Source organism: Rhizobium sp. Root1220, from assembly GCF_001426265.1.
In the GTDB taxonomy this organism is placed as follows: domain Bacteria; phylum Pseudomonadota; class Alphaproteobacteria; order Rhizobiales; family Rhizobiaceae; genus Rhizobium.
On the sequence record NZ_LMDG01000023.1, the window covers coordinates 253,407 to 267,133 of the forward strand.

General features: G+C 60.0%; 12 protein-coding genes, 1 tRNA gene, 1 pseudogene and 1 riboswitch. Of the genes and pseudogenes, 7 read left to right on the forward strand and 7 right to left on the reverse strand.

Translation table 11 applies throughout. The features are described 5' to 3' along the window. Nucleotides 1-69: 69 nt before the first annotated feature. From ASC90_RS15555 to thiC, 5 genes are read right to left on the reverse strand one after another with little or no spacing between them, the layout of a single operon-like run. Nucleotides 70-696: a thiamine phosphate synthase gene (locus tag ASC90_RS15555; protein WP_056542114.1), complete on the reverse strand. Its 627-nt coding sequence runs from the start codon at nt 694-696 to the stop codon at nt 70-72. Continuing rightward, complete coding sequence (locus ASC90_RS15560; protein ID WP_056542116.1) at nt 693-1,466, reverse strand: thiazole synthase; 774 nt, start codon at nt 1,464-1,466, stop codon at nt 693-695. The genes ASC90_RS15555 and ASC90_RS15560 overlap by 4 nt, the downstream gene beginning before the upstream one ends. 3 nt (nt 1,467-1,469) lie before the next feature. Beyond that, nucleotides 1,470-1,667 carry a sulfur carrier protein ThiS gene (gene thiS, locus ASC90_RS15565; RefSeq protein WP_056542118.1) on the reverse strand — a complete coding sequence of 66 codons (198 nt, stop codon included), beginning with the start codon at nt 1,665-1,667 and terminating at the stop codon, nt 1,470-1,472. Then, nucleotides 1,664-2,638, reverse strand: a complete 975-nt coding sequence (gene thiO, locus ASC90_RS15570) for a glycine oxidase ThiO (RefSeq protein WP_056542120.1) — start codon at nt 2,636-2,638, stop codon at nt 1,664-1,666. The genes thiS and thiO overlap by 4 nt, the downstream gene beginning before the upstream one ends. Before the next feature lies 1 nt (nt 2,639). Beyond that, a complete protein-coding gene (gene thiC, locus ASC90_RS15575; protein ID WP_056542121.1) occupies nt 2,640-4,466 on the reverse strand; it encodes a phosphomethylpyrimidine synthase ThiC in 1,827 nt (608 codons plus the stop codon). 92 nt (nt 4,467-4,558) lie between these two features. Then, nucleotides 4,559-4,690: riboswitch (TPP riboswitch) on the reverse strand. Nucleotides 4,691-5,180: 490 nt separating this feature from the next. Between thiC and ASC90_RS15580 the strand changes: the two genes are divergently transcribed. Continuing rightward, the gene (locus ASC90_RS15580; protein WP_056542626.1) at nt 5,181-6,170 is read left to right on the forward strand and encodes a glycosyltransferase; all 990 of its coding nucleotides are present in this window, start codon (nt 5,181-5,183) and stop codon (nt 6,168-6,170) included. After that, nucleotides 6,121-8,412 (forward strand): GtrA family protein, encoded by a 2,292-nt coding sequence (locus ASC90_RS15585; protein ID WP_244480395.1) that lies wholly within the window; start codon nt 6,121-6,123, stop codon nt 8,410-8,412. Before ASC90_RS15580 ends, ASC90_RS15585 begins: the two co-directional genes overlap by 50 nt. A 263-nt stretch (nt 8,413-8,675) precedes the next feature. On the opposite strand, the gene ASC90_RS15590 is transcribed toward ASC90_RS15585, so the two are convergent. Further along, nucleotides 8,676-8,750 (reverse strand) — tRNA-Gly (locus ASC90_RS15590). 253 nt (nt 8,751-9,003) lie between these two features. Between ASC90_RS15590 and ASC90_RS15595 the strand changes: the two genes are divergently transcribed. The 4 genes from ASC90_RS15595 (at nt 9,004) to ASC90_RS15610 (ending at nt 11,516) form a co-directional block, all read left to right on the forward strand. After that, nucleotides 9,004-9,513, forward strand: coding sequence for a prolyl-tRNA synthetase associated domain-containing protein (locus ASC90_RS15595; RefSeq protein WP_056542630.1), 510 nt, complete (start codon nt 9,004-9,006; stop codon nt 9,511-9,513). Between the two features lie 53 nt (nt 9,514-9,566). Next, on the forward strand, nt 9,567-10,532 hold the full coding sequence (gene trxA / locus ASC90_RS15600; RefSeq protein WP_056542123.1) for a thioredoxin: 966 nt from the start codon (nt 9,567-9,569) through the stop codon (nt 10,530-10,532). 112 nt (nt 10,533-10,644) lie between these two features. Next, a complete protein-coding gene (locus tag ASC90_RS15605; RefSeq protein ID WP_056542126.1) occupies nt 10,645-11,316 on the forward strand; it encodes an LON peptidase substrate-binding domain-containing protein in 672 nt (223 codons plus the stop codon). Nucleotides 11,317-11,327: 11 nt separating this feature from the next. Continuing rightward, nucleotides 11,328-11,516, forward strand: a complete 189-nt coding sequence (locus tag ASC90_RS15610) for a Trm112 family protein (RefSeq protein WP_056542128.1) — start codon at nt 11,328-11,330, stop codon at nt 11,514-11,516. On the opposite strand, the pseudogene ASC90_RS15615 reads toward ASC90_RS15610, so the two are convergent. Next, a pseudogene (locus tag ASC90_RS15615) lies at nt 11,517-12,782 on the reverse strand (ubiquinone biosynthesis hydroxylase); the annotation flags it as partial. It lies immediately after the preceding gene. Nucleotides 12,783-12,817: 35 nt separating this feature from the next. On the opposite strand from ASC90_RS15615, the gene tesB reads away from it, so the two are divergent. After that, nucleotides 12,818-13,702 (forward strand): acyl-CoA thioesterase II, encoded by an 885-nt coding sequence (gene tesB / locus ASC90_RS15620; RefSeq protein ID WP_056542133.1) that lies wholly within the window; start codon nt 12,818-12,820, stop codon nt 13,700-13,702. The last annotated feature ends 25 nt before the right edge of the window (nt 13,703-13,727 follow it).

The following is a 13,727-nucleotide window of genomic DNA, read 5'->3' on the forward strand; positions in this document are numbered from 1 at the left end:
TCAATCCTTTTTGAAGGAATGGTGACGCTTGCGAGGCAATTCGATCACCTCGTTGCCCCGTCTCGCGCTTTACGCGGATTGCATTTTTCCGGTCCTCCACGGATCGGTTGCCGCGAGCCACTGCCTGGTTCTTAGTTCGGGATCCTTGTTCAGGGTGATGTCCGTGACGACCGCAGCGCTATCGGCGCCGTGGGCAATAACACCTTCGATCCGGTCGATGTTCAGGCCCCCAATGGCAACCAGCGGCAGGTGGCCGACATGCGATTTCCATTGGCGAAGGCGCCCCAGCCCCTGCGGTGCCCATTTCATCTGCTTGAGGATTGTCGCGTAGACCGGCCCGAGAGCGACGTATTGCGGCTCGGCTGCCAGTGCCGCCTGCAGCTCGACTTCGTCATGCGTCGAGACGCCAAGTTTCAGACCGGCCGCGCGGATGGCCCGGAGGTCTGCTACCGCGAGGTCCTCCTGGCCGAGATGGACGAAGTCGCAGCCTTCCTCGATCGCCAGCTGCCAGTAGTCGTTGACGATCAGCTGGCATCGATGCGCGGCACAGATGGCCAAGGCTGTACGGATTTCGGCGCGTAGCTCGGTCTCCGGACGATCCTTGATGCGCAGTTGCACCAGCTTGACTCCGAGCGGCACCAGTCGCGCCACCCAGTCGGTGCTGTCAACGATGAGGTAGAAGGGGTCGAGCGTCATGCGAATACGGCCTTTCCTATAACCGGCGTCGAGGGAACCGCCATGTCGCGGGGCTCCAGCATGCCGGCTCCATAGGCCTGCCTGCCAGCGTCGGTCGCCCTGGAGAAAGCGCTTGCCATGGCGACGGGATCGCCGGCGCCGGCAACCGCTGTGTTGAGCAGGACGGCGTCGAAGCCGAGCTCCATGACAGTTACTGCGTGCGATGGCCGGCCGATGCCGGCGTCGACAATCAATGGCACATCCGGGAAATGCGCGCGCATGGCACGCAGCGCAGTCGGATTGAGGGGGCCGGCGGCGCTGCCGATCGGCGCGCACCACGGCATCAGCACCTTGCAGCCCACGTCAAGCAGGCGCTCTGCAACCACCAGATCGTCGGTGGTGTAGGGGAAGACCTCGAAACCCTCGTCGACCAGAATGCGGGCGGCCTCGACGAGGCCGAAGACATCCGGCTGCAGCGTATCGTGGTTGCCGATGACTTCGAGCTTGATCCAGTTCGTACCAAAAACTTCGCGCGCCATCTTCGCCGTCAGCACCGCTTCCGCGACGCCGTGGCAGCCGGCGGTGTTGGGCAGGACATGGACTCCGAGCGCCCGGTTCATCTCGAAGAAGGCACCGCCGCTGCTGCCGCCTGAGGTCTCGCGGCGAAGCGACACGGTGACGATCTCCGTTGCCGATTGTCTGACAGCCTCAGCGAGAATGGCCGGCGAGGGATAGCGGGCTGTCCCCAGCAGAAGGCGGGATGTCACGTCTGTTCCATAGAGCGTCAGCATCGTTCAGCCCCCCTGCATCGGAGAAAGGACCTCGATCCTGTCGTTGTCATTGAGTGCATGACCAAGCCGGTCTTCGCGATGAACCAATTCGCCGTTGACGGCGGTCGCCAGCCACTCGCCCTCGTATTCCATCAGGCTCAGCAATTCCGACAGCGTGGTTGCCGGAATATCCTGCGGCTCGCCATTGATGATCAGTTTCATGGGGCATTCCTTCCTGCGGTATTTTGGTTAAACACAAGATCAGCGGCGCCCTTGGCCATCGCCGGCGCCAACAGAAAGCCGTGGCGATAGAGGCCGTTGATCGAGATCCGGTTTCCTTCCCGGGTCGCCCTGGGAAAATTGTCGGGGAAGGCGGGGCGAATTCCGGCACCGGTTTCAACGACTGTCGCTTCGGCAAAGGCCGGATGCAGCGCGTAGGCGGCGTTTAAAAGTTCCATCAGCGATCGCGCGGCAACCGGTCCACCGAACTCCGTTTCGATCATCGTGGCGCCGACCATGAACAGGCCCGCGCCGCGAGGAACGATGTAGACGGGAAAGCGCGGATGCAGCAGGCGGACCGGCCGAGCGAGGTCGATCTCCTGCGTCTCGAGATAGAGCATCTCGCCGCGCACGCCGCGCAGCCCCGCTGCTGTGCCAATGCGGGCGGCGCCGGTGCAGTCGACGACATTGTCGAAGCCCTCCTCGCTCGCGCTATGCTCTGCGAAGACAACGCCCTGAACCGCGAGCCTGTATCGCAGCAATGTCAGCACCCGCCGCGGGTCGAGATGGGCTTCGCCGGGGAAGAAAAGGCCCTGCCGGAATCGTCCGGCAAGCGAGGGCTCCAGCGAAGCAATCTCCGCGTCGCCCAGCCACTGATGGCCCGTCGTGCGGCCGGCAAAGCGTTTCAGTTCACCGTAATCGCGTGCCGGTGCCACCACCAGCGTGCCATATCGTTGAACTTCTCCCGGCAGGATCGCATCCCAACGGTCGGCTGCGTCGAGACCTCTCAGCAGAACGGCTTCGTCGGCACTTTCACGCTCGCACCATGGCGCCAGCATGCCGCCCGCGAGCCATGATGCGGCATGGCGGAATGTCGGGTACGAATCCACGATCGTTACATCGGCACCGCGCTTGCGAAGTTCATGGGCGACGGTGAGGCCGGCGACGCCGGGCCCCCTGACGAGAACGTGCATCTCAGTCGGCCGCCTTCGGGGTCGTATCGATCGCCATGTAGAGGTCGCCGCCTTCGCGATATTTTGCCGCCATGGCGTCCAGCCCTTCCTTCTGGGCTTCGGCACGGATGTCATGGGAGATCCGCATCGAGCAGAATTTCGGGCCACACATGGAACAGAAATGCGCGACCTTGTGCGCTTCCTTCGGCAAAGTCTCGTCATGGAAGCTGCGGGCTGTTTCCGGATCCAGCGAGAGGTTGAACTGATCCTCCCAGCGGAACTCGAAGCGGGCCCGCGACAGGGCGTCGTCACGCAGTTGGGCGGCCGGATGGCCCTTGGCGAGATCGGCGGCGTGGGCAGCGATCTTGTAGGTGATGACGCCGGTCTTGACGTCATTGCGGTCGGGCAGGCCGAGATGCTCCTTCGGAGTGACGTAGCAGAGCATTGCCGTGCCGAACCAGCCGATCATCGCCGCACCGATGCCGGAGGTGATGTGGTCGTAGCCGGGGGCGATGTCGGTCGTCAGCGGACCCAGCGTATAGAAGGGCGCTTCGCCGCAGACGGCGAGCTGCTTGTCCATGTTTTCCTTGATCTTGTGCATCGGCACATGGCCAGGGCCCTCGATCATGACCTGGCAATCCTTGGCCCAGGCGATCTTCGTCAGTTCGCCCAGGGTTTCCAGTTCGGCAAATTGCGCCGCATCGTTGGCATCGGCAATCGAGCCGGGACGCAGGCCGTCGCCGAGCGAGAAGGAAACGTCATAGGCGCGGCAGATATCGCAGATCTCCTCGAAATGCTCGTAAAGGAAGCTTTCGCGGTGATGGTGAAGACACCACTTGGCCATGATCGAGCCGCCGCGCGAAACGATGCCGGTCACCCGGTTGACGGTGAGCGGGATATAGTGGAGCCGGACGCCGGCATGGATGGTGAAATAGTCGACGCCCTGTTCGGCCTGCTCGATCAGCGTGTCGCGATAGACCTCCCAGGTCAGGTTCTCGGCAATGCCCTCGACCTTCTCCAGCGCCTGGTAGAGCGGCACCGTGCCGATCGGCAGCGGCGAATTGCGGATGATCCATTCGCGGATATTGTGGATGTTGCGACCGGTCGACAGGTCCATGACCGTATCGGCGCCCCAACGGGCAGCCCAGACCATCTTCTCGACCTCTTCGGCCATCGACGAGGTGACGGCGGAGTTGCCGATATTGGCGTTGATCTTCACCAGGAAGTTCCGGCCGATGATCATCGGCTCGGCTTCGGGGTGGTTGATGTTGGCCGGAATGATCGCGCGGCCGGCCGCCACCTCCCGGCGGACGAATTCGGGCGTGACGTGGTCGGGAATGTGGGCGCCGAAGCTTTCGCCGTCGCGGATCATCGCCTCGGCCCTGGTCTTGCGGCCGAGGTTCTCGCGGATGGCGATGAATTCCATTTCCGGCGTCACGATCCCGGCGCGCGCGTAGGCGAGCTGGGTGACAGCCTTGCCGTTTTTCGCCCGCAGCGGGTGGCGTTTGGCGGAAAATTCGGGTGTCAGTCGTTCGCCGCTGGCAAAGCCGTTGTCCTCGGGGCGGACGTGGCGACCATCATAGGCCTCGACATCGCCGCGGGCGAGAACCCAGTCGCGGCGAAGCTCGGGAAGGCCCTGCTCGATGTGGATCTCAGCACCCTCGATCGTGTAGGCGCCGGAAGAATCGTAGACCACTACCGGCGGCTCGCCCGAGGTTGGGTGGAGGCTGATCTCGCGCATCGGCACGAGGATATCCGGGTGGATCTCTCCGGGAATGTAAATCTTGCGGGAGGCTGGCAGCGGGCCGATGGTGACTGAAGGGGTGATGGTCTTTGCGGCAATATTCATGGTTGAGGCTCCAAGTTTTAGGTTGGAGACCCAGTCCTCAGCCGGAATGATGGAAAGACGCCGGCACGGATTCCACGCGGGAATACGAAACCTTTCGAGCGCTTGCACCGTCCCTACGCCAGTATGAACTGGATCAGGTTCAACGGGTCACTGCGCCACAAACGGTCAAGCCGTATTGTCCAGCAGTATCTCAGCCCCTTGCCGGGACCCCCCTGGTGAATGCGAGAAGGGTAGAGCGTGAAGGGCGAGGCTGTCAAGCCGAACCGCCGGCCGCCCGCACTGGCCTGAATGCCGCCTGCCAGGCGGGCCGCGTCTCGATGCAGGTTCGGCGCGAGGCTCCACTGTTGTTTGCAACAAAAGCTGGTGGAGAGTTCGATTGAAGTGTTTCGGCAAATGGTGCGAGCCGGTAAGTGTTTAGAAAGTGTAAACAGTAAGAGGGTGCAATGAGAGGCTTTAACGCAGGTGTGAGCGCCGCCCACTTGGAAAGAATGCTCGCTCCCTACATCGCCGACCGTCAGTCTCAAGCAGACAGCAGGGGTTCAGTCCGTTCCGAGGAGAGCGCCGGCGAAAACGGATCCTCAAAGGACGAAATGGCAAACGGCTGGCAAGCTGTCGGCAGCGCGCTCACGCGGTAACCACTCGCGTTCTCGGCACACGACAACGCCCGGCGAAAAATCGGTGCTTCAAACTGGAAATCGCGGAATGACAACGGACATGCAAACAGCTGCCAGACTGGCCGGATCGTGCGATGCCGAGCAACCGGGAGGGGACAAGCGGGTTGCCGTCCTCATCCCCTGCTACAATGAGGAAGTCACAATAGGTGCGGTCGTTAGCGACTTTCGCCGGACACTCTCCGGTGCAACCATCTATGTTTTTGACAATAACTCCACTGATCGAACGATCGCTTGCGCGCGGGAGGCAGGTGCAATCGTGAATACTGTCCGGGAGCAGGGCAAGGGAAATGTCATAAGACGCATGTTCGCCGATATCGAAGCGGACATCTATCTCCTGGTCGACGGAGACGGAACGTATGACGCGAGTGCTGCACCGATCCTCATCGAGGAAATGACAGCGAATGGATTGGACATGGTCGTGGCAAGCCGGGCGTCGAACGAGCGCGAGGCGTATCGACCCGGGCACCGGTTTGGAAATTGGCTTCTGACGGCGTGTGTAACGATGATCTTCGGGCAGTCCCTAAAAGATATGCTTTCCGGCTACCGGGTATTCTCGCGCCGTTTCGTCAAATCCTTCCCTGCCCATGCATCCGGCTTTGAGACTGAAACGGAACTCACTGTCCATGCTTATGAACTCAGAATGCCGGTGTCCGAGATAACGACAGACTACCGTTCGCGTCCCCCCGGTTCCACCAGCAAACTCAATACCTATCGCGACGGCCTGCGAATTCTTTTGACAATCATACGTCTCTTCAAAGCGGAGAAGCCGCTGATATTCTTCGCATTTGGTTTCATAGTCTGTGTTCTGACATCGGTAATACTTACCGCGCCGCTTTTGACCACCTACCTGGAAACCGGGCTTGTACCCCGCTTGCCTACAGCAGTGCTGGCGGCAACGATAATGTTGTTCGGTGCTCTGCTTTTGACCTCAGGTATGGTATTGAACACCGTCACGCGAGGTCGTATGGAAATCAAGCGTCTTGCTTACCTTGCAGTGCCGAGCCTTTGGCGTTCAGGCTCAGATGGCTGAACTACGGAGACAAATCCTTAGTTTTGCAGTGGTAGGCATTGTCGGATTTGCAGTCGACCTGGGCGTATTGCTGCTTGCCTTGCACAATGGCGTGGGCCTGCTGGTTGGTCGCGCGATCTCATTTCTCACAGCGGTACTGGTGACTTGGTTCATCAACCGGCGCTTTACGTTCAGGTACAGCCACAGCGAGAAAATCCATAAGGAATGGTGGCTGTATTTTGGCACCATGCTATTGGGTGGGTCCTTGAATTACCTGGTCTACTGCTTGGTCGTCTCAATGCTTCCAAACCTAAGGTTGCTGCCGGCGATCGCTGTCGCTTGCGGCTCTGTTGCTGGCATGGGCCTCAATTTCGTAGGTGCGAAAGTGTGGGTGTTCAAAACCCATCTCAATGTAAATGCTGAAACGACGACGTTGAGAGTTTCGCAGAGCAGGCAACGCGGATTGCTCCGACGACCACAAGCTCCGGTGTTCGCGGCGATCATGGTTCCGTTGCTCTTCGGCTTGTATTCCCTAATCCTCGGTGCCGACGCCAATTGGGACCTCTACAACTATCACGTCTACAACCCATTCGCCTTGATGCATGACAAGCTGTCGATCGATTTGGCGCCAGCGGGGTTCCAAGGCTACTTCAATCCCACGCTCGATCTATTCGTCTATCTACTCAACCGGACGCTGCCGTCCGCGCTCTCGGGCTTCTTGCAAGGGGTGCTTCACGGGACGGCCTTTATCTTTGTGATGGGTATCGCGGTGGTCGTCCTTCCAGATAGACCCGTCGAAGATCGATACCGCGTGCCGATACTGTTGGCGCTTTCGGGATGTGTTACAGCCGTATTCCTATCAGAAATCGGCAACTCCATGGGCGATAACACGACTGCAATCTTCATTCTTGCAGCCATCTACTTGATGGTTTCGCGCTGGTCGGCCCTCGGACACTGCAACGCCAAGGCGACGGCGCTGCTCCTGGTCGCTGGTCTGCTCGCCGGCGTCAGCACCGGTCTTAAGCTGACCAATGCGGTACCTGCCTTTTCCATCTGTCTGGCGCTCTTGTTTTGTTATCGAGGAACGCTGAGTCTCAGATTGAGGCTTTCCATCGTTTTCGGCATTTCGGCGATTGTCGGTTTCGCCATCACAGGTGGCTACTGGATGGTGCGGCTAGCCCAAGAATTCGGTAATCCGTTCTTTCCGCAGTTCAGTAACTTCTTTCCGCATCCGCTTGTCACGCCGGTATCCATTGCTGACCTGCGCTGGCGGCCAGATGGCTTTGTCGAAACCTTTTTCTGGCCTTTTCTTTTTTCAGCAGACGCCCGTAGGGTCGGCGAGCTACCCCTGCGCCAAATTATCTGGCCGATCATCTATGTCACGTTCTGGATCTGGGCGGTGCGAGCAGTCTGGGCCCGGTGGCGCGGCGTCACAATGCCCACCCTCAAGCCGGAGGCCGCGTTCCTACTGTTCTTCATCGCAGCAGCCTATCTTATGTGGATGAATATATTCAGTATTTCCAGATACATGGTGTCGTTTGAAGTTCTTTTGCCGATCGCGCTCTTTGTTCTTCTGGCGCAACTCAATCCGTACGAACGGGCCCGGCGAATCACTGCGTGGTTGCTGATCCCTGCGGCTGCCGTCGTTCTGACCGGCGGCGCTCGTACTTGGGGTCATGAGGGGTGGGCCGATCCGCTCTACCATGTGGAAGCTCCCCCACTGTCTGGCTCTGAACACACGACCGTTCTGCTGGCCAGCCCGACAGAGCCGCTAGGCTGGCTTGTAGCCCTCTTCCCCCCCGACGTCGCATTTATCGGCTTGGCGAATGCTTTTCCTGCTACATCGGCCTACGCTGAAAAGGCGAGGGAAATTGCGCGCGCACGCGGCGGCCAGATCTTTGTCATTACCGACGGCGAAAATAGCAAGCGTGCATCCGACATGGCCTTTTACAATGACTTGGCGCATCGGATACAGCTCACGCGAAGCCCACAAGGTTGCGAATTCCTTCGGGGGATAACCACCCGACTGCGCCTCCGAGTGGATGTCGTATCGTCGGCTGGTGGCGAAAACAGCTGCCGCCTTGACGTGCCGCAATCTCGAAAAATCGATGTTGATGTATCGGAGCGGACTCGACGGGACCAGGCTGCGCATATTGTCGCGCAATCAGGGTTCACACTGCATCCCGACGGCTGCACCGTATTTACCGCTGGGATTGGCACCGGGTCGCATCGCTACCAGCTGTGCAGGGCGACGTTGCCGTGAAAGCAAGCGCTCGCACTTGCCCTAGCGCGCGTGGCCCCGATTGGCGCGAGGCTTAACAAGACAGTGGACGCGCGCGGGATCGGGATGTAGCAATCGTTTTCGCAAAGGGAATGCAGGCAGCTCGGATCGAGCGCGTCTTCAACAACATGTCCGAGCGACGGCAAACCGAGTCTATGGTCTCACCGCGGTCGTGGCGACACGGTTCACTCTTTACGCGCCGTATTTGCCGCCGTCGCGAAAATTGCTTTATCTTTTGAGGAAATTGGAGCGGGCGAAGGGATTCGAACCCTCGACCCCAACCTTGGCAAGGTTGTGCTCTACCACTGAGCTACACCCGCTCATAAATCCGACGGCCTGTGGTAGTTTGGAGGACCGTGGGCGCCACCTTGCGGCGACGGGCGCTATATCGCCCAAACGATTTTCAAATGCAACAGGGAAATGACTGAAAGCCGAAGAAAAATTGGCGGTGGCGTCCGTAGGCGTCCCGAACGCCACAAGTGCAGGGGAGGGCGCCGATCGCGAAGATTGCAAAAGTGGGCGCGCAGACTTAATCAGGGCACCTGTCATTTCCCGACTGCGATGGATTGCAAGATGACCGCTAGAACACCGAAGACCCGAGACGAGCTGTTCGCTTTTCTCGATGAGCTCGATATCAGACACAACACTACCAATCACGCGCCTGTCTTCACCGTCGCGGAATCGGTTGCCCTGCGTGACGAAATTCCCGGTGGCCACACAAAGAATCTCTTCGTCAAAGACAAGAAGGATCGGTTCTTCCTGTTGACGGTGGAAGAGAACGCGGCTGTCGATCTGAAGACGGTACACACGCTGATCGGCGCTGCCAGCAAAGTGTCGTTCGGAAAGCCGGAAAAGCTGATGGAATATCTGGGCGTCATACCGGGCGCGGTAACCGCCTTCGGGGCAATCAACGATACGGGCGGCAATGTTACCTTTGTCCTCGACTCAGATCTGATGAAGGACGAGATTGTCAATTGCCATCCGCTTTCGAACGATGCCACGACGTCGATCGCGGGCGGTGACCTCATTCGTTTCATGGAAGCGACGGGGCATGAGCCGCTTGTCTTGAAAGTGACGTCCTGACATACGATTTTAGCGCTAGAAAAGCCGGTTGACCGGCGTGGCGGGAGATACCTATGAGCGGCAACGACAACCCCTACAGCAATTCCCTTGGCCAGATGTCGGCGTCGGCAAGCTATGGCGCGGCTCCCGCACCGGCGATGGGCAGCTACATCACGGACACGACGACCGCGAACTTCACGAAGGACGTTATCGAGGAGTCACGCAACCAGCCGGTTCTCGTCGATTTCTGGGCGCCCTGGTGCGGGCCATGCAAGCAGCTGACGCCGGTGCTCGAAAAAGTCGTGAACGAGGCCCAGGGACGGGTGAAGCTGGTGAAGATGAACATCGACGATCATCCGTCGATTGCCGGTCAGCTTGGCATCCAGTCGATACCCGCCGTTATTGCCTTCGTCGGAGGCCGCCCCGCCGACGGCTTCATGGGTGCAGTACCGGAAAGCCAGGTTCGAGAGTTCATCGATCGAATCGCAGGACCGCCCGGTGCCGATCAGGCGGCTGAAATCGAGGCCGTCCTCAAGGAAGCCGATGAACTGCTGGCATCTGGCGACGTCAATGGAGCCGCGCAGCTTTACGGCGCGATCATGCAGGCAGATCCGGAAAACGCAAAGGCTTTGGCCGGCATGGCGGAATGCATGATTTCCGCCAACCAGCACGAGCGGGCACGCGAGGCGCTGACCGAGCTGCCGGACGAGATGGCGAAGGATACGGCGATCCAGGCCGTATTGAAGAAACTCGACCAGATCGAGGAAGCCCGCAAGCTCGGCGATCCGGTCGCGATCGAGCGCGAGCTTGCGGTCAATCCCGATGATCATGCAGCCCGAATGAAGCTTGCCAAGATCCTCAACGTCGAGGGTAGGCGCGACGAGGCCGCCGAGAACCTGTTTTATATCATGCGCAAGGACCGCGGTTACGATGATGACGGCGCCCGTCGTCAGCTTTTGCAGTTCTTCGAGGTCTGGGGCTTCAAGGATGCCGCCACCGTCGCGGCGCGCCGCAAGCTCTCCGCCATGCTGTTTTCTTAAGCCGGGGGTTCAAGTTTAGGGTGAGTGCCCTTGCGTTTTCGGAGGCGGGCACCACATTCCCGTTTGTGCGGGCGTGGTGTCGCGCTCGCTGAGTGATGCGGGACCAGCCTCTATGCAAGTCGGGAATGCACGATATCTAAAACCCGGCGATCTGCCTGATACGATCGCTGTATTTCCTCTGGGTGGCGCGCTTCTGCTGCCAACCGGGCAGTTGCCTCTGAATATCTTCGAGCCGCGCTACCTGGCGATGCTGGATGCCGCGTTGTCGGGAAACCGGCTGATCGGCATGGTACAGCCGGCGCTCGGTGAACCCGCGGAAAGACAGGGCCAGGGTCACCTTGCCCCGGTCGGTTGCCTCGGGCGTATCACCTCTTTCGCCGAAACGGGCGACGGGCGCTACATCGTTTCGCTGACCGGCATTTGTCGCTTCCGTCTCCTTGAAGAAAAGGAAACCCACAACCCGTTCCGCAGTTTCCGCATCGCGCCTTTCATCGCCGATCTCTCGGCGCGGGACGAGGAGGATGCCGTCGACCGGTCTGCGCTTCTTGCCGCCTTCAAGGCCTATCTTGAGGCCAACAAGCTCGAGGCGGATTGGGAGAGTGTGGAGCGGGCGAGCAACCTGACGCTCGTCAACTCACTTGCGATGATGTCGCCCTTCGGGCCGGCCGAGAAACAGGCACTCCTGGAGGCGCCGGACCTGAGGACACGGGCCGAGACGCTGATTGCCATCACCGAGATCGTGCTGGCCCGCGTCTTCGGTGACTCCGATACCGTTCTGCAGTAGATCTGTTCGCCATGGACGAAAAACTCAGCCGCGTTGATCCCAAGCTCCTGGAGTTGCTGGTCTGCCCCTTGACCAAAGGGCATCTCAGTTACGATCGCGAGCACAATGAAATGGTGTCGGAAAAGGCGCGCCTTGCCTATCCGATCCGCGACGGTATTCCGATCATGCTGGTGTCGGAGGCCCGCAGCCTCGATGACTGACTAGATCGTCTGTCCGGCGAGTAGGCGGGGGTTCTCCCTGGCCGTCGTTCCCGCCGCCTGTCCGATGAAGAAGGACTTGAGGCCCGGTAGCCGATCCACGATGCCGAGGCCAATATCGCGGGCGATACGGATCGGCGCCAGATCGTTGGAGAACAGCCTGTTCAACACATCGGTAGTCACCCCCATGCGGAACGTGTCGAATCGCCGCCAGGTCTGATAGCGCTCGAGAATATTGATCGACCCGATATCGAGACCGAGGCGATCGGCTTCGACGATGGTTTCGGCGAGTGCCGCGACATCCTTGAAACCGAGGTTAAGCCCCTGGCCCGATATTGGGTGAATGCCGTGCGCAGCGTCACCGGCCAGTGCCACGCGCGGCGCGACGAAGGCGCGCGCGAGCGTAAGCCCGAGCGGGAAGGCGCGCTTTTCTCCGATGATCTTCAAGGTGCCGAGCTTGTGGCCGAAGCGGCGTTCCAGCTCTTCCTCGAAAATGAGGTCGTCGGATTTGACCAGCCGGTTCGCCTCCGGTGTCGGCTCGGTCCAGACAAGGGAGGAACGATTTCCCTTGAGCGGCAGGATGGCGAAGGGACCGGCGGGCAGGAAATGCTCTTCCGCGCAGCCGTGGTGGGGGCGCTCATGCTCGACCGTTGCAACGATCCCCGACTGGCCATAATCCCATGAGACGGTCTTGATCCCGGCTAGTTCCCGCATCTGGGAGCGGACACCATCGCAGGCGACCACCAAACGCGTCTCCATGATGCTGCCGTCCGAAAGCGTCACCGACGCATGGGTGTCCTCGGTCGTCAGCCCGTGTGCACCGAGGCCATGCAGGATCTCGATGCCGAGCCGCTCACAGGTGCCCCGAAGCGCCCGCACGAGGGTGACGTTGGGAACCATATGCGCAAACGGCCTCCCGTCCTGCACCTCGCCATCGAAGGTGAGGAAGACGGGACGAACGGGATCTGACGTCTTCGAGTCCGTGACAATCATCCTGGTGATCGGCTGCGCGTCGGGCTCGATCTGATCCCAAATCCCGAAAACGTCGAGCATCTTGGTCGCGGCGGCGATGATCGCCGATGCCCGCATGTCCTTCTCCCATACGCCTGCGGGTGCTGCTTCCACGACGACGACATCGAGATGGGGCGCCGCCTGCTTGACCGCGACGGCGGCGGAAAGCCCCACATAACCCGCACCTACAACCAGCATGTCCCGCATAGCGTCCCGTTCCATTTCTTGTGAATATCGCGTTGATCTATATAGATCATCGGCACCGCACTTCCTACCGTCAGGAGCTGTACAAAATGACGCGCGATACCGACAAGCCGACTGCGATGGAAACGCTGCTTTCGACGCTCGATCTCGAGCCGATCGAGGTCGATATCTTTCGCGGGCGCAGTCCGCAGGTCGGTTGGCAAAGGGTTTTTGGAGGTCAGGTGATCGCGCAGGCGCTGATGGCGGCGCAGCGTACCGTGGAGATTGGCCGTCTCGTTCACTCGCTGCACGCCTATTTCATGCGGCCCGGCGATCCCTCGGTGCCCATCATCTATCAGGCCGAGCGCATACGTGACGGTTCCAGCTTCAACACGCGCCGCGTCGTCGCCATCCAGCACGGAAAGGCGATCTTTGCTCTTTCCGCATCGTTTCAGATCGAGGAGCCGGGCTTCGACCATCAGATCCCGATGCCTGACGTCGCGCCTCCCGAAAAGCTGCTGGACGAACACCAGATCGCAGCGCAGTACCTTGCCAACGCGCCGGCGGCGATCCGGAAGTACTGGGAGCGCGAACGGCCGATCGAAATCCGCCCGGTGTCGCTGACACACTATTTCTCGGACAAGAAACTGGATCCATTTCAGCACGTCTGGGTTCGAGCAACGGGGCCGGTTCCCGATGATCGCCACTGCCAGGCGGCCATTCTGGCCTACCTCTCGGACATGACCCTGCTCGATACGTCGCTCTATCCGCATGGCACATCGATTTTCGATCAGACCATCCAGGTCGCCAGCCTTGACCACTCGATGTGGTTTCATCGGCCGACGAAGCTCGACGACTGGCTCCTGTATACGCAGGACAGCCCGTCTGCGTCCGGAGCGCGAGGTTTGACGCGGGGAAGCCTGTTTACGCGAGATGGTGTCCTGATTGCGTCCGTGGCGCAGGAGGGTCTGATTCGCAAAAGAGCAAATGACTAGATTGTGAGCATATTTATTCATTTGA